Origin of the sequence: Streptomyces sp. NPDC002680 (genome assembly GCF_042889145.1) — a bacterium.
GTDB classification, from domain to species: Bacteria; Actinomycetota; Actinomycetes; order Streptomycetales; family Streptomycetaceae; genus Streptomyces; species Streptomyces adonidis.
The window spans coordinates 398,645-414,308 of record NZ_JBIAQP010000001.1 but is presented as its reverse complement, the minus strand read 5'-3'; the positions used below and the strand labels follow the sequence as shown (position 1 = coordinate 414,308).

The following is a 15,664-nucleotide window of genomic DNA, read 5'->3' as shown; positions in this document are numbered from 1 at the left end:
GCTCGCCTACCCAAGCTCGCCTGCCTCGCCCGCTCGTCCGCCCGCCCGGCCGTCCAGCTCGCCCTTCCTCCCTTTCCGACCGCCCCCTGCTCACCCGCTTCCCGTCCCGACCCACCTCCCTCCCCGACCTCCGTTCCTGTGTCCGGGCCCCCGGTCCGTCCTCCGTCATGCCAGGAGAACCCCATGTCCACTACCGCCGTCGGTCTCCACGCCCCTCCTGCCGCTGTCCTGTGCGGGGTGGCCGGATGGGTGCCGTCCCGGGTGGTGACCAATGAGCAGCTCGCGCGTCGGCTCGACACCGACGACGCGTGGATCCGTACCCGGACCGGCATCCGCCGACGGCACGTCGTCGACCCCGGCCAGGCCACCTCGGACCTCGCTGTCGAAGCCGGTCGCCGCGCTCTCGTCGCCGCCGCGACGGAGCGGGTGGACGCCGTCGTCGTCGCCACGACGACCCCCGACCGCCCGTGTCCGGCCACCGCGCCCGTGGTTGCCGCACGGCTCGGGCTCACGGGGGCGGCGGCCTTCGACATCGGCGCCGTGTGCACCGGGTTCGTGTACGGGCTCGCCTCGGCCGCCGGACTGATCGCGGCCGGGGTGGCGCGACAGGTCCTGCTCATCGGTGCGGACACCTACTCCACGATCGTGGACCCCCTGGACCGGGCCAACGCGATCATCTTCGGCGACGGGGCCGGAGCCGTAGTCCTGCGTGCCGGACACCCTGACGAGCCCGGCGCGGTCGGCCACTTCGACCTCGGCAGCGACGGAGCCCAGGAGGACCTGATCACGGTTGCCGCCGGTGGCTCCCGGCAGCGCTCCACGCCGGGCGAACCCAGCCGCGCGGACCGGCACTTCGCCATGCGCGGCAATGAGGTCTACCGACACGCGGTGACCCGTATGGCCGAGTCCGCGCGGGCCACGCTGTCCCGGGCCGGCTGGAAGATCGACGACGTCGACCACTTCGTACCGCACCAGGCAAATCTGCGGATCCTGTACTCGGTCGCCGACGACCTCGGTCTCCCGCGGGAGCGATGCGTGACCCATGTCGAGTCCGTCGGCAACACGGGCGCCGCGTCCATCCCGCTCGCCCTCGCCGACGTCGCCGCCCGGCGGACGGTCCGCCCCGGCGACCGGCTGCTGCTCACCGCTTTCGGAGGGGGCCTCACCTGGGGCTCCTGCCTCCTCACCTGGCCTTCACTCCCTCAACCACTCCCTCAACCACTTCCTCAACCACTTCCTCAACAGGAACGGACGACGACGCCATGACCACCACGTACGGCCAACTGGTCGAGATCCTCGTGAGACTCCACGACGCCCCCGCCGACCGGCTCCGCCCCGAGGCGACCCTCGGCGAGCTGGACGTCGACTCGCTGACCACGGTCGAGATCAGCATCCGTATCGAGCGCGACCTCGGAGTGCGCGTCGGCGACGACGAACTCCAGCCCGATCTCACTCTCGGCGACCTCGCCGGACTCGTGGACACCCGCCGAATCACCGTCTGACCCATGCCGTCCGACCCACGGAAGGAAACAACACCCATGCAGATGCAGATCAAGGAACAGCCCGGCAGCGCGATCGGCGCGACGGTCGAGGGCTTCGACCACACCACCGCCACGGAGGCCGACGTAGCGGCCCTCAAGAACACCGTCTACACGAAGAAGATCGCCGTCCTGAAGGGCCAGCACCTCTCTCCTCAGGAGTTCCTCGAACTCGGCAAACTGCTGGGCCGCCCGGAGACGTACTACGAGCCGATGTACAAGCACCCGGAGGTCCCGGAGGTGTTCGTCTCCTCCAACGTGCCGGAGAACGGCAAGCAGATAGGCGTCCCCAAGACGGGCAAGTTCTGGCACGCCGACTACCAGTTCATGCCGGACCCCTTCGGGATCACCCTCATCCACCCCCAGGTCGTTCCCGAGAAGAACCGCGGCACGTACTTCATCGACATGGGCCGGGCCTACGAGAAGCTGCCCGAGGAGCTGAAGAAGGAGATCGGCGGAACGTACTGCCGGCACTCCGTGCGCAAGTACTTCAAGATCCGGCCCCACGACGTCTACCGCCCCCTCTCCGAGATCATCGACGAGGTCGAGCGGAAGACTCCCGCCGTCGTCCAGCCGACCACCTTCACCCACCCCATGACCGGCGAGACGGTCCTCTACATCAGCGAGGGCTTCACGGTCGGCATCGAGGACCAGGACGGCCGGCCGCTCGACGAGGAACTGCTCAAGCGGCTGTTCGACGCCACCGGCCAGCTCGACGAGAGCTTCGAGCACGAGAACATCCATCTGCAGAGCTTCGAGAAGGGCGACCTGCTGGTCTGGGACAACCGCAGCCTCGTCCACCGCGCCCGCCACACGACCACGCCCGAGCCGACCGTCTCCTACCGCGTCACCGTCCACGACGAACGCAAACTCCACGACGGGATCCGGGCGGCATGACGGGCGGCATTACGGACCAAGCCCTGCTGGCGCGGGTGCTCACGCCCTACAAGGAGCACTGCAAATACCTGCGTTCGGCCGTCGTCACGGAAACGGGCGGTCGTGTTTCCGTCCGCTGTGAATTCGAAATTTCCGAGTCGTGCTACATCGACGACACCGGCCACCTCAATTCCGTCGAGGTCAACATCTGCTACAACCAGATGATGTATTTCCTGGTCGCCAAGACCGTACAGGAAGGTCTTGGTGCGGAATTCACCGACTGGACGCTGGACGACTTCTTCAAGCACCAGCTCCCGGACATTCTCATCGCCCGGTTCTCCTCCAGCTTCCGGCGACCGGTCGACCCCCGCACGTTCTCCGGGGAGATGGAGTTCCGGTCCGTCAGCCGCCGCACCCGGCCCGACGGCAGTCCGTTCCTGTACGCCGACACCGCCTTCCGCTACTGGGACGCCGCCTCCGGCCGCTGCGACGGCGAGGCGACCCTCGCGTTCGTCAACGTCCCCTGATCATCGAAGGGTTCGCCCATGAAGACCCTCGCCCAGACCACCCGTCACCACGCCGAGCGCCAGCCGGACCTCCCCGCCGTCCTCTGCGAGGGCCGCACCCTGACGTACGGGCAACTGCACCGCGAGAGCAACCGCGTCGCCCACGCCCTCAAGGCCGCCGGACTCGCACCCGGCGACCGCGTCGCCTACCTCGGCAAGGAGTCCGAGCACTACTACGAGATCCTCTTCGGCTGCGCCAAGAGCGGCACTGTGCTCGTCCCCGTCAACTGGCGGCTCACCGCGCCCGAGGTCGGCCACATCCTCCAGGACTCCGGCACCCGACTCCTGTTCCTGGAGGACGAGTTCGGGCCGATCGTCGACAAGATGCCAACCGCGCCCCCGGAGACAGTCGTGCCTCTCGGGTCGATACGGGAGTGGCGTGCCGAACATGCCGACGGGGAAACGGAGTTCGACCCGACCCCGGACACCCCCGTCGCCCAGCTCTACACCAGCGGCACCACCGGACTGCCCAAGGGCGTCGTCCTCGCCCACCGCAGCTTCTTCGCGATCCGGGACGCGCTGGCGAGCGAGGGGCTCGACTGGATCGACTGGCGGGACGGCGACATCGCGCTGATCGGCATCCCCGGATTCCACATCGGCGGCCTGTGGTGGGCCACCCAGAACCTCAACGCCGGAACGACCGTCGTCGCGATGCGTGCCTTCGCCGCCCGGCAGGCCGTCGACCTCATCCGCGACCTCGGCATCACCACCGCCTGTGTGGTTCCCGCGATGCTCCGCATGATGCTGACCGAACCGGGCGTCAGCGCCAAGGACTTCACCACGCTCCGCAAGACTGTCTACGGCGGCTCCCCGATCTCCGAGGCACTGCTGGAGGAGAGCCTGGCCGTCCTCGACTGTGAGTTCGCCCAGATCTACGGCCTCACCGAGACCGGCAACACGGCCGTCTGTCTGCCGCCCGCCGCCCATGTCCCCGGCGGCCCCCTCATACAGGCGGCCGGTCACCCCTATCCGGGCGTACGCAGCAAGGTGATCGACGCCGAGGGCCGCGAACTCCCGCCGGGCGCCGTCGGCGAGGTCTGCCTGGCCACGCCCGCCCGCATGGTCGAGTACTGGGGACTGCCCGACAAGACCGCCGAGACCCTAGTCGACGGCTGGATCCACACCGGGGACGCCGGCTATGTCGACGAGGACGGGTACGTCTTCATCCGCGACCGCATCAAGGACGCCGTCCTCGTCGCCGGTGAGAACGTCTACCCGGCCGAGATCGAGAACGTCCTGGAAGGCCACCCCGGCGTCGCCGAGGCCGTCGTCGTCGGCGCTCCCGACGAACGCTGGGGCGAGTACGTGCACGCCTTCGTCGTCCCCGCCCCCGGGCAGCGGCCCAGCCCTCGGGACCTGCACACCTTCCTCGTCCCGCAGCTCGCGAGCTTCAAGCTGCCCGCCCGCTACGAGTTCATCGACAGTGTCCCGCGCAACCCCAGCGGCAAGATCCTCCGCCGTGAACTGCGCGACCGCTTCTGGGGCGACTCCGCCCGCAAGGTCAACTGACCCTCGAACTGCCCCTCAAACAGGCCCGATTGAGAGAACCGCATGTCTGCTCCCCTCACGCTGGACGGCTTCCGCGCGGACCTGGCGGAGTTCCTGTACCAGTTGCCCGACGAGGTCGACCTCGACGAGAACCCCCTCTACGCGGGCGTCGACTCCCTGCGCATCGTCACCCTCATCGAACGCTGGCGGGAGACCGGCGTGGAGGTGACCTTCGTCGAACTCGCCGAGTGCACGTCGTTCGCCCAGTGGTGGCAACTGCTCGACGCACGCCAAGGGGGAAACACGTGACGGCGCGTCACCCGCTACTCGCCGCTCAGGAGGGCATCTGGGCCGGCCAGCAGTTCGACGTGGACAGTCCCGCGTACAACACGGCCGAGTACGCGCACATCCACGGCCCGGTGGACAGGGCCGTCTTCGACACCGCCCTGCATCACGTGGTCGCGGAGACGGAGGCCGTGAACGTCGCGTACGTCGTCGACGAGACGGGCCGGCCGTGGGAGACGGCCGCCCCGGCGGACGACTGGACGCTGCACACGGCCGACCTCACCGCCGAGCCCGACCCGCACGCGGCGGCCCTGGCCTGGATGGACCGGGACATGGCCCGTCCCGTCGACCTCGCGCACGACCCCGTCTTCGGCCACGCCCTGCTGCGGATCGCACCGGAGGAATACCTCTGGTACCACCGCGTGCACCACATCGCCCTTGACGGCTACGGCCTGTCGCTGGTCGCCCGCCGCGTCGCCGAGGTCTACACGGCGCTGGCGGCGGGCGAGCCGGTGGGCGACAGCGGCTTCGGCACCCTGGCGTCGGTACGGGACGAGGAGCGCGCCTACCGGGAGTCGCCCCGCTTCGCCAAGGACCGCGCCCACTGGACGGCCCGGTTCGCGGACCGGCCAGTCGTGGCAACACCCGCCAGACGTACGGCGCTGCCCGGACGCACGTTCCACCGGCGGGTGGCCGACCTCGCCCCGGCACGGACGCAGACCCTGCGCGCTGTCGCCCGCGACCTCGGGGTCACGTGGTCGGAGGTGCTGCTGGCGGTGACCGTGGCCCAGTTGCACCACGCGACCGGCGCACCGGAGATCGTCCTCGGCCTGCCGACGATGGGGCGCCTGGGCTCGGTGTCGCTGCGCGTCCCGTGCACGGTCCGCAACATCGTGCCGCTGCGCGTCCCGGTCAGCGGCGAGGACACCCTCCGCGGCCTCGCGGCCCGGATCTCCCGCGAACTGCGCGCCGGCCTGCCGCACCAGCGCTACCGCTACGAGCAACTCCGGCGCGACCTCCGACTCGTCGGCGGACAGCGCCGGTTGTCGGGTCCCGGCGTCAACATCATGCCCTTCGCGTACGACCTGCGCTTCGCCGGACACCGCAGCACCGTCCACAACGTCTCGGCGGGCCCCGTCGACGACATCTCCGTCAACGTGTACGACCGCTCCGAGGGCGCGGGCCTGCGCATCGCCGTGGACGCCAACCCCGACCTCTACGAGGAGCCGGACGTCACCGCACTGCGGGACGACCTGCTCACCCTCCTCGGCCAGGCCCTCGCCGAGCCGGACAGACCTCTCGGCGACTTGCGCTCCCGCAGGCCCGTGGCGTCGTCCGTTCCCGTCCTGGACGGAGGGCCGTTGCCAGGCCCGGCACGCCCGGTGCTCGACCTGATCGCCGACCACGCCGCCAGGCGCGGCGGTTCCGTCGCCGTCGAGTACGACGGACACGCCATCACGTACGCCCAACTCTTCGGCTCGGCACGCGAACTGGCCCGACGGCTGACCGCCCGCCGGATCGGCCCCGGCGACCTGGTGGCCATCGCCCTGCCCCGGGGCATCGACGCGATCACCGCCGTACTGGGCGTCCTCCTCTCCGGTGCTGCCTACTGCCCACTCGACCCGAAGGCACCCCTGGCACGAAGGGCGGAGCTGCTGGCGGACGCCGGGCCCGTCCTTGTCCTGACGACCGACGCGCACGCCGGCGGTTTCGGGGACCTTCCGGTGCTGACCGTTGGCCAGTCAGCGCCCCCGGCCCGCAGGGCGGTGCCGCCGAGCGACGACGGTGCCGCACTCGTCCAGACGACCAACTCCCATGCCGGCGGCACAGGGGACCTGGCGGTGTCAGCACTTGACCAGCCCGCACTCCCGGCCCGCAGGGCGGAGCCGCCGACCGACGCCAGTCCCGCACTCGTCCTGACGACCGATGCCCACACCGCCGGCTTCGGGGACCTGCCGCTCCCGACGCCCGATCAACCGCACACCACACCGACCCCGGACGACCTCGCCTATGTCATCCACACCTCGGGCTCCACCGGCCGCCCCAAGGGCGTAGAGATCGGTCACCGTGCCCTCGCGCACTTCGTCGCCGGTGCCACGCACCGATACGGCCCCCAACGCGAGGACCGCGTCCTGCAGTTCGCCGCCCCGCACTTCGACACCAGCGTCGAGGAGATCTTCCTCACCCTCTGCGCGGGGGCCACCCTCGTCGTCCGCGCCGACGACATGACCGACTCGGTCCCCGGGTTCCTGGACGCCTGCGCACGCCTCAGGATCAGCTACCTCGACCTGCCCACCGCCTACTGGCACGAACTGGCGTACGCCGTCTCGACCGGCGCCGCCACCCTGCCCGCCGAGGTGCGTACGGTCGTCATCGGCGGCGAGGCGGCTCTCCCCGAACGGGTGGACCGCTGGCGGGAGTCCGTCGGCACGTCGGTGCGGTTGCTGAACACGTACGGCCCGACCGAGGCCACCGTGGTCGCCACCGTCGCCGACCTCCACGATCCGGCCCTCGCCCCGGGAGACGTCCCCGTCGGACTCCCGCTCCCCGGCACCCGCGCCGCCGTCGTCGACGGCGAACTCCACCTCCTGGGTGACAATTTGGCCCTCGGCTACCGCGGCGTACTCCCACCGGACGCCGCCCGCTTCGCCCCCCTCGACGCGCTGCCCGGAGCGCCCCGCGCCTACCGCACCGGCGACCTGGTCCGGATCGGCGACGACGGGCAACTGCGCCATCTGGGCCGCTCCGACACCGAGTTCAAGATCAGCGGACACCGCGTCCACCCCGCCGAGATCGAGAGCGCCCTCCTGGCCCACCCCGGAATACGCGATGCCGCTGTCGTCGGACAGGTACTGGACGACGGGACGCGCCGCCTGGTCGCCCACGTCGTGCCGGACGGGCCCGCCCCGGAAGTCGCCCTGCTCCGGGACCACTTGAGGGCGACCCTGCCCCCGGCGATGATCCCGTCGGCCGTCGAGTTCCTGGACCGCCTGCCCTTGACCGGCTCAGGAAAGATCGACAGGAACGCGCTCGCCAGGACGGCCCCTGAACTCCGTACACAGAAGGCCCCGAACGACAGCTCGCTGGAGCGCGTCATCGCCGCCGCATGGCAGCGGGTTCTGGGCGTGGCCGCTGTCTCCGCAGGCGACGACGTGTTCGACCTGGGCGCCCAGTCGCTCCAGGTCATCCAGGTCGCCAACCGACTCGGCGTCGAACTCCGCCGCGAAGTGAAGGTCGCCTGGCTCTTCCAGCACCCGACCCCCGCCGAACTGGCCGCCTTCCTCCAACTGCGGGCCCCCGCACGGCCGCAGGCCCCAGCCCTCCCGGCGACCCTGCTCACCGACACCGTCCTCGACCCGGACATCCGCCCCGGCGCCGACCCCCGAGCGGACAGAGAACCGGACGGCGCACCGCACAGAATCCTGCTGACCGGCGCCACCGGCTTCGTCGGCGTACACCTCTTGGCCGAACTCCTCACGAGCACCGAGGCGGAGATCATCTGCCTCGTCCGCGCCCCGAGCCCCGCCGAGGCCACCGCACGCCTCCAACAGGCCCTGAAAACCCACCGATTCGACCTACCGGACACGGCACAGGCCCGCATCACCACCGTCCCCGCCGACCTCGCTCGCCCCCAACTGGGCCTGGCCGACGGTACGTTCGCCGACCTCTCCCGCACCTGCACGGCGATCCTGCACAACGCGGCGACCGTCAGCATCATGCGCGGGTACGCCACCCTCCGCGCCGTCAACACCGGGTCCACCCGGGAACTGCTGCGCCTGGCGGCCGTACGCTCCACGCCCCTGCACTTCGTGTCGACCCTCTCCGTCGCCCCGCCCCTCGGCCTCGCCCCCGAGGTCCCGGAGGACTTCCTCCCGCCCCACCCCGGACTGCGGTACGGCTACCAGCAGTCGAAGTGGGCCGCCGAGTGCCTGCTCGAACAGGCCGCCGAGCGGGGCCTGCCCGTCACCGTGCACCGGCTCGGGCGGATCGTCGGCCCGCACACCACCGGATACGTCAACGAGCGGGACTTCCTGTGGAGCGTGCTGCGCGCCGGAGTCCCCGCAGGAGTCGTCCCCGAACTGTTCGAGGAGGAGACCTGGACGCCGGTCGATCACGTCGCCCGGGCTGTCGTACATGTCTGCCTCGGAAAGCGCCCACCGGCCGCGAGAGTCTTCAATCACGCCACCACCACCCCGGTCCGGCTGGCGGACGTCTACAACTGGCTGGAGGACTACGGCTACCGGCTGCGCCGCCTGCCCCTGGCCCAGTGGCGAGCCGAGCTGCCACGGGCGGCCTCCGGCGTCGCGGCGACCACGCTCGCCTTCCTCGACTCCTGGGACACGGCCACCGACGACACCACCGGACCCGATCTGCGCCTGGGACACGTCCGCACCGACAACGTCGTGAACGGCCTGCGCGGCAGCGGCATCACGTCTCCGCCCGTCGACCGGGACCTCGTCTTCCGCTACCTCGACCACTGCGTCGCCGCCGGAACGCTCCCCGCACCGGTCGGACAACAGGCTCATCTCCCCGTCCCCGCAAAGTAGTTGGGCACCTCCGGGAACTCACGGACACCACCCCCCGACTACTGCAGCAGAACCCGTCGCGTCACGAACACCCCGCAACAAGGAGCCCGCAATGCCGAAGAAACGGCCGGTCGCCATCGCCCTGGCCGGCGCCCTCTGTCTGGTCACCACGGCATGCGCCGACTCGACGGAGAAGACCGCCGCGACGAGCGGCAAGGCGTCCGCGCAGGCGGGCACTTCCGGCTACCCGGTGACCCTGGACAACTGCGGAACGTCCGAGAAGTTCACCGAGGCGCCCAGCCGGGTCGTCGTCATGAACGGTGCCTCGGTCGCCGAGGTCTCCACCCTGCTCGCCCTCGGAGTCGACGACAAGATCGTCGCCAATCAGCAGACCTACGGAATGTCCGAGGTCGAAGGCCGGGCCGCAGCCATCAAGGCCCTGCCCACCGGTGACGTCAAACTCAACGACGCCTACGACATCCCGCGCGAGGCGATGATCGGACTGCGCCCCGACCTGGTGCTGTCCACGACGGCGTACGGCTTCGACGAGAAGAACGGCTTCGCCACCCGGGAGCAGCTCAAGGAGGTGGGCGCCAACTCCTATGTCTCTCCGCAGGGTTGCGACCAGGACACCTCCAAGATGACCATCGCCGACAGCTACACGCTGCTGCGGGACATGGGGAAGATCTTCGGCAAGAGCGCCGAGGCCGAGAAGCTCATCGCCGAGTCGGAGAAGAGCGTCGCCGCCGTCGCCGCCAAGGTGAAGGGCGAGAAGGCGCCGAAGGTCATGGTCCTGTTCTCCAACATGGCCATGGGCGGCAACGACTTCAGCTCGGTCGTCGCCAAGGGCATCTACAACGACATCCTCGCCAAGGCCGGTGGCAGCAACGCCTTCGAGAACGCCTCGAAGACCTCCTTCGCCGACCTGAGCAAGGAGAAGGTGGCAGCCACCGACGTCGACGCGCTCGTCGTCATCGGCTACAACGACCCCGACCCGGCGGCCTACGCCAAGAAACTGCTGAAGGAGTTCCCCCAGTGGCCGGCCGCGAAGAACAACACGTACGTGGCGCTGTCGGACTCGATGTACCTCGGCCCGAGCAACGACCTGGCCGTGGAGAAGATCGCCAAGGCGCTGCACCCCGACAAGTTCTGAGCGGTTCGCGACTGCCGCTCGCGGTCACCGGCCTGCTCTTGGTTCTCGTCGCCGTCATGGTGGTGGCGGTGAGCATCGGCGCGGTGAACATCCCGGTGGGGGACGTGTGGGGAATCCTGCTCCACCACATCACCGGCCGGGGAACCACCGGCGACCCGGCGCTCGACCAGATCGTGTGGACCTTCCGCACACCCCGTGTCCTGCTCGCCGCCCTGGTCGGCGCGGGTCTCGCGGTGGTCGGCGCGGTGCTCCAGACCCTGGTCTCCAACCCGCTCGCCGACCCGGTCGTCCTGGGCTTCTCGTACGGCGCCTCCCTGGGCGCCGTGCTGGTCATCACCCTCGGCGGTGCGGCGCTCGGCGGACTCGGCGGGCTCGGAGTGTCGGGCGCGGCCTTCGTCGGCGCGCTGGCGGCCGGAGTCCTGGTCTTCGCCCTGGGACAACGGCGGGGCCGGCTGGCCCCCACCCGGCTGGTCCTGGCCGGAGTCGCCGTCGGATACGTCCTCCTCTCGCTGACCAGCTTCGTCCAGCTGCTGGCGACGCCCACCGAACTGCGGACCGTGATGTTCTGGATGCTCGGCAGCGTCGCCGGCGCCCAGTGGGACCAACTGCCCACCGTCGCCGTGGTGGTCCTGACGGGCACCGTCGTCCTGACCCTGTTCGGACGGCGGCTCAACGCCCTGCTGGCCGGCGACGAGTCGGCGACCGCGCTCGGTGTGGACGTCGACCGACTGCGCGCGATCCTGCTGGTCGTCAGCGCGCTGCTCACCGGAACCGTCATCGCCGTCGCGGGCGGTGTCGGCTTCGTCGGCCTGATGATCCCGCACCTGGTCCGCCTCACCACCGGCGCCGACCACCGCAGACTGCTGCCCCTGACCGCACTCCTGGGCGCGGTCTACCTGGTCCTCGTCGACCTGCTCTCCCGCACCCTCACCCGCCCCAACGAACTGCCGCTGGGCATCCTCACCGCCCTCCTCGGCGCCCCCTTCTTCCTGTGGCTGCTGCGCCGCGACAAGGGTCTGGACTCCGTATGAAAAAGACACCTGTATGAAACTGACCGTCGACCAGCTCCACATCACCCTGGACCGCCGGCCGATCCTCCGTGAGGTGAACCTGGTGGCCGCCAAGGGCGACATCGTCGGGCTCGTGGGCCCCAACGGCAGCGGCAAGTCCACCCTGCTCCGCACGGTCTACCGCTCGCTGCGCCCGGCCGACGGCGTGGTCAGGGTGGGCGGCGACGACGTGTGGGAGCTGTCCGCCCGCACCGCCGCCCGCCGTACGGCCGCGGTCCTCCAGGACTCCGGCACCACCGCCGGTCTGACGGTCACCGAGATCGTCGCTCTTGGCCGTACGCCCCACCACGGCCTGATGGGCCGGGACGGCGCCGAGGACCGGGAGGCCGTGGCCGACGCCGTCGCCCGCTGCGGCGTCACCCCGTTCGCGCGCCGCGACTACACGACCCTCTCCGGCGGCGAACGCCAACGCGTTCTGCTGGCCCGCGCCCTCGCCCAACGCCCTCAACTGCTGGTCCTGGACGAACTCACCAACCACCTCGACATCCGCGCCCGCTTCGAACTCCTCGACCTGATCCGCTCCACCGGGATCACCACCCTGGCCGTCCTGCACGACCTCGACCTCGCCGCCCGGCTCTGCGACCACCTCGTCGTCCTGCACGAAGGCGCGGTGGTCGCGGCGGGACCCGTACTGGAGGTTCTGACACCGGATCTCCTCCGGGACGTGTTCGGCGTACGGGGTGACACGGAGCGGCATGCCGACGGCGTCGTCCGCATCACCTACGCGGCCCAGCCGCTCGCCCTGGAGCGGGAGGCGGAACCGGCCGACCGGTGAGACCGGCCTCAGCCGGTGTGCACGCGAGGCCTACGCGCCCGGTCCGGTTCCGCCTCGCGCAGGACTTCCCGGGTGACGGGGGCGACCTCGCCCTGGCCGAAGAGGAAGAAGCGGAGGAAGTTGGCGAAGGGCGTGCCCTCGGTCCACTCGAAGTAGATGTGCGGGATGCAGCCGGTGGAGTCGCGGACGTACAGGAGGAGGGCTGCCAGGGCGTTGGGGATGGAGGAGGACTCCAGGGTCAGGACGCGGTAGCGGTTGTGGAGCACCTCGCCGCGGACCGTGAGGCCCGCCTCGAACTCGGAGGGGTCGGTGACCGTGACCTCGACGAAGACGAAGTCCTCCTGCTCCGGCATGTCGTTGTCCTGCCGGATCTGCTCGATCTTGTCGCGGTACTCGGCCTTGTCGCGCTGGTCGGGCTCGTTCGCGATGAAGCGGATCTTCCGGCTGGCCATGTCCCGGATGAATCGTTCCGCCATGTCGTCCAGCGACACGCTGGTCACGCGCAGCTCGAAGGCGCGGGCCAGCCGGGAGAGGAGGGAGACCAGGATGATGCCCGCGATGAAGCAGGCGCCGATCTTCACACCGTCGGGGCGCTCGATGACGTTCACGACGGTGACGTACAGGAAGACGGCCGAGATGACGGCGAAGCCGACGGTCCAGTTGCGCTGGCCGGCCTTGCGGGCGGCGATGGTCACGGCGATCGCCGCCGAGCTGATGAGTACCAGCACGCCGGTGGCGTACGCGCCGCCCTGGGCGTCGACGTCCGCGTCGAAGATCCAGGTGACGAGGAAGCCGATGAGCGTGAAGACGATGACCATCGGGCGCACGGCGCGGGCCCAGTGCGGGGCCATGCCGTAGCGGGGGAGGTAGCGCGGCATCAGGTTCAGCAGGCCGGCCATCGCGGAGGCCCCGGCGAACCACAGGATCGCGATCGTCGACACGTCGTACACCGTGCCGAAGGCCCCGCCCAGGTACTGGTGCGCGAGGAAGGCGAGCGCACGGCCGTTGGCCTGGCCGCCCGACTCGAACTCCTTCTCCGGGATCAGCAGGGTGGTGATGAAGCTGGTGGCGATCAGGAAGACGCTCATGATGACCGCGGCGGCGGTCAGCAGCTTCTTGGTGTCCCGGATGCGGCCCTTGGGGCTCTCCTCGGTGTCGCTGTCGTCGCCCCTGACGTGCGGCATCACCGCGACACCGGTCTCGAAGCCGGACAGACCGAGCGCGAGCTTCGGGAAGACGATCAGCGCCACGCCGACCATCACGAAGACGTTGCCGTGCTCGGCGGTCAGGGCGGTGGACCAGTCGGTGATCACATGGCCCTCGGTGACGACGTGCCACAGGCCGACGGCGATCACCACGACGTTCAGCCCGAGGTAGACGGCGACCAGGGCCACCGCGACGCCGATGGCCTCCAGAAAGCCCTTGAGGAAGACCGCGCCGAGCAGCGCGACCAGGATCATGGTGATCAGCACCTGTTTGTCGTGCAGCGCACTGGTCAGATGCGGGTTCTCGACCAGATGGGTCGAGGCGTCGGCGGCCGACAGCGTGATGGTGATCAGGAAGTCCGTGGCGGCGAAGCCCAGCAGCGTCAGCACGAACAGCTTGCCCTGCCAGAAGGAGAGCAGCCGTTCCAGCATCGCGATCGAGCCCTCGCCGTGCGGACTCTCCTCGGCCACCCGCCGGTAGACCGGCAGAGCGCCGGCCAGGGTGACGATCACCAGCACGATGGTCGCGATGGGGGAGAGCAGTCCGGCCGCGAGGGCCGCGATGCCCGGCTGGTAGCCGAGAGTGGAGAAGTAGTCGACACCGGTGAGACACATGACCCGGTACCAGGGCTGGCCCTTGTGGGCCGGGGCCGGCTGGGCGTGCGGTCCGGTGAGGCCGGCCGGCTTGCCCATGTCGGACAGGCCCTCCAGCATCCACGCACGTAGACGCCGCTCCGGTCGTTCGGTGATGGCCATCGACGTGCTCCTGGTGCGTGGTTCGGCGCGGGGTTCGGGCCATCACGCGGACGGCCGCACCAGCGTAAGCAGAGAGTGACGCCTGGGCCCACGCCAGAGGGCTCCGAGCGCGTCAAGACTCCGTTAAGAGTGTCCGGGTATGTACGTCCGTCCCGTGCTGACGGCCGCGATCACGTCGTCCTCCCGGTCGGCGACAGCCGTGCCTCTATCCGCTAACATAGAATAATTAGATAGATGAATGGGCTGATGCTGGCGAGGAGTGGCCGTGGACTTCGGGCTGACCGACGAGCAGGACCTGTTGCGCGCGACGGCACGGCAGTTCGTCGCCGACGTGTGTCCGGCCGAGAAGGCCAAGCAGTGGGACGAGGAGAGCGCCGTGCCGCCCGAGCTGTTCCGCGGGATGGCCGAACTCGGGTGGTTCTCGCTGCCGTTCAGCGAGGAGGAGGGCGGCGACGGTGGCGGGCCGCTCGAACTCGTCCTCATCGCCGAGGAGCTGGGACGGGCCAGTTTCGATGTCGCCATGTGCTACATCGGCGTGCTCATCCCCGGGCTCACGGTGTTCCGCTGGGGCAACGAGGCACAGCGCGACTTCATCCGGGCCGAAGTGATGACGGGGCGCCATCGGCTCGCCGTCGGCCTCAGCGAGCCGGACAGCGGGTCCGACGCCGCCGCGCTGCGGACCACCGCCGAGGACCACGGGGACCACTTCCTCGTCCGGGGGCAGAAGGCGTGGTGCACGGGCGGCGGACTGCCCGACACCACCATCGCCACCTATGTGCGCACGGGGCCGCGCGAGCCCAAGCACGGCGGGATCAGCCTGCTGCTCGTCGATCCGTCGACGGAGGGCGTGGAAGTGCGCCGGACGCCGACGCTCGCCCGGCACATCCTGGGCACCAACGAGGTGTTCTTCAACGACGCCCTGGTGGCCAAGGAGAACCTCGTGGGCCCGCGCGACGAGGGCTGGAAGGTGATGCTCACCAACATCGAACTGGAGAAGGTGATCATCAGCGGCGGCTATCTGGGTGCCGCCCAGGCCACCCTCGACGAGATGCTCGAATACTCCCGCACCCGGCACGCCTTCGGCCGTCCGATCGGCAACTTCCAGGCACTCGCCCACGCCATGGCCGACCTCCAGACGGAGATCGACTCCGCCCGGCTCCTCGCCTACCGCGCCGCCTGGCTGCTCGCCCAGGGCAAGCCCTGCACACGCGAAGGGTCGATGGCGAAGCTCAAGGGGTCGGAGACCTACGTGGCCGCCGCCCGGCTCGGGATGCAGGTCTGCGCGGGGCACGGCTTCTCGACGGAGAGCGTGATGAGCTTCCGCTACCGGGAGTCGATCGTCGCCACCATCTCCGGGGGAACCAGCCAGATCCAGCGCAACGGGATCGCCCGGAGCATGGGGCTGCGCTCCTACTGACCTTTGCGG

At 70.0% G+C, this 15,664-nt stretch carries 12 protein-coding genes; 11 read left to right on the top strand and 1 reads right to left on the bottom strand.

Features of this window, described 5'->3' with window-relative positions; translation table 11 throughout:
- Positions 1 to 183 precede the first annotated feature (183 nt).
- The 10 genes from ACFYXF_RS01790 to ACFYXF_RS01745 all read left to right on the top strand — a co-directional run bounded on the left by ACFYXF_RS01790 (position 184) and on the right by ACFYXF_RS01745 (position 12,277).
- Positions 184 to 1,266 (top strand): beta-ketoacyl-ACP synthase III, encoded by a 1,083-nt coding sequence (locus ACFYXF_RS01790; protein WP_389347011.1) that lies wholly within the window; start codon positions 184 to 186, stop codon positions 1,264 to 1,266.
- Positions 1,263 to 1,502 carry an acyl carrier protein gene (locus tag ACFYXF_RS01785; RefSeq protein WP_389347009.1) on the top strand — a complete coding sequence of 80 codons (240 nt, stop codon included), beginning with the start codon at positions 1,263 to 1,265 and terminating at the stop codon, positions 1,500 to 1,502. The genes ACFYXF_RS01790 and ACFYXF_RS01785 overlap by 4 nt, the downstream gene beginning before the upstream one ends.
- A 42-nt stretch (positions 1,503 to 1,544) precedes the next feature.
- Complete coding sequence (locus ACFYXF_RS01780; protein WP_389348445.1) at positions 1,545 to 2,435, top strand: TauD/TfdA dioxygenase family protein; 891 nt, start codon at positions 1,545 to 1,547, stop codon at positions 2,433 to 2,435.
- Positions 2,432 to 2,941 carry an FcoT family thioesterase gene (locus tag ACFYXF_RS01775; protein ID WP_389347007.1) on the top strand — a complete coding sequence of 170 codons (510 nt, stop codon included), beginning with the start codon at positions 2,432 to 2,434 and terminating at the stop codon, positions 2,939 to 2,941. The genes ACFYXF_RS01780 and ACFYXF_RS01775 overlap by 4 nt, the downstream gene beginning before the upstream one ends.
- An 18-nt stretch (positions 2,942 to 2,959) precedes the next feature.
- Positions 2,960 to 4,489, top strand: a complete 1,530-nt coding sequence (locus tag ACFYXF_RS01770) for a long-chain-fatty-acid--CoA ligase (RefSeq protein ID WP_389347005.1) — start codon at positions 2,960 to 2,962, stop codon at positions 4,487 to 4,489.
- 42 nt (positions 4,490 to 4,531) lie between these two features.
- Positions 4,532 to 4,777 (top strand): phosphopantetheine-binding protein, encoded by a 246-nt coding sequence (locus ACFYXF_RS01765; protein ID WP_389347003.1) that lies wholly within the window; start codon positions 4,532 to 4,534, stop codon positions 4,775 to 4,777.
- Positions 4,774 to 9,300: a thioester reductase domain-containing protein gene (locus tag ACFYXF_RS01760; RefSeq protein WP_389347001.1), complete on the top strand. Its 4,527-nt coding sequence runs from the start codon at positions 4,774 to 4,776 to the stop codon at positions 9,298 to 9,300. Before ACFYXF_RS01765 ends, ACFYXF_RS01760 begins: the two co-directional genes overlap by 4 nt.
- Before the next feature lie 91 nt (positions 9,301 to 9,391).
- On the top strand, positions 9,392 to 10,432 hold the full coding sequence (locus ACFYXF_RS01755; RefSeq protein ID WP_389346999.1) for an ABC transporter substrate-binding protein: 1,041 nt from the start codon (positions 9,392 to 9,394) through the stop codon (positions 10,430 to 10,432).
- Positions 10,433 to 10,488: 56 nt separating this feature from the next.
- Complete coding sequence (locus ACFYXF_RS01750; protein WP_389348444.1) at positions 10,489 to 11,463, top strand: FecCD family ABC transporter permease; 975 nt, start codon at positions 10,489 to 10,491, stop codon at positions 11,461 to 11,463.
- Between the two features lie 13 nt (positions 11,464 to 11,476).
- Positions 11,477 to 12,277, top strand: a complete 801-nt coding sequence (locus ACFYXF_RS01745; RefSeq protein WP_389346997.1) for an ABC transporter ATP-binding protein — start codon at positions 11,477 to 11,479, stop codon at positions 12,275 to 12,277.
- 8 nt (positions 12,278 to 12,285) lie between these two features.
- Here the strand turns inward: ACFYXF_RS01745 and ACFYXF_RS01740 are convergent, their stop codons facing one another.
- The gene (locus ACFYXF_RS01740) at positions 12,286 to 14,238 is read right to left on the bottom strand and encodes an amino acid transporter (RefSeq protein ID WP_389346995.1); all 1,953 of its coding nucleotides are present in this window, start codon (positions 14,236 to 14,238) and stop codon (positions 12,286 to 12,288) included.
- Between the two features lie 265 nt (positions 14,239 to 14,503).
- Between ACFYXF_RS01740 and ACFYXF_RS01735 the strand changes: the two genes are divergently transcribed.
- Positions 14,504 to 15,655: an acyl-CoA dehydrogenase family protein gene (locus ACFYXF_RS01735; protein WP_389346993.1), complete on the top strand. Its 1,152-nt coding sequence runs from the start codon at positions 14,504 to 14,506 to the stop codon at positions 15,653 to 15,655.
- Positions 15,656 to 15,664: the final 9 nt, after the last annotated feature.

Coding starts and splice junctions, on each gene's coding strand:
- ACFYXF_RS01790 (WP_389347011.1), top strand. CDS start 184: ATGTCCACTACCGCCGTCGGTCTCCACGCCCCTCCTGCCGCTGTCCTG.
- ACFYXF_RS01785 (WP_389347009.1), top strand. CDS start 1,263: ATGACCACCACGTACGGCCAACTGGTCGAGATCCTCGTGAGACTCCAC.
- ACFYXF_RS01780 (WP_389348445.1), top strand. CDS start 1,545: ATGCAGATCAAGGAACAGCCCGGCAGCGCGATCGGCGCGACGGTCGAG.
- ACFYXF_RS01775 (WP_389347007.1), top strand. CDS start 2,432: ATGACGGGCGGCATTACGGACCAAGCCCTGCTGGCGCGGGTGCTCACG.
- ACFYXF_RS01770 (WP_389347005.1), top strand. CDS start 2,960: ATGAAGACCCTCGCCCAGACCACCCGTCACCACGCCGAGCGCCAGCCG.
- ACFYXF_RS01765 (WP_389347003.1), top strand. CDS start 4,532: ATGTCTGCTCCCCTCACGCTGGACGGCTTCCGCGCGGACCTGGCGGAG.
- ACFYXF_RS01755 (WP_389346999.1), top strand. CDS start 9,392: ATGCCGAAGAAACGGCCGGTCGCCATCGCCCTGGCCGGCGCCCTCTGT.
- ACFYXF_RS01750 (WP_389348444.1), top strand. CDS start 10,489: ATGGTGGTGGCGGTGAGCATCGGCGCGGTGAACATCCCGGTGGGGGAC.
- ACFYXF_RS01745 (WP_389346997.1), top strand. CDS start 11,477: ATGAAACTGACCGTCGACCAGCTCCACATCACCCTGGACCGCCGGCCG.
- ACFYXF_RS01740 (WP_389346995.1), bottom strand. CDS start 14,238: ATGGCCATCACCGAACGACCGGAGCGGCGTCTACGTGCGTGGATGCTG.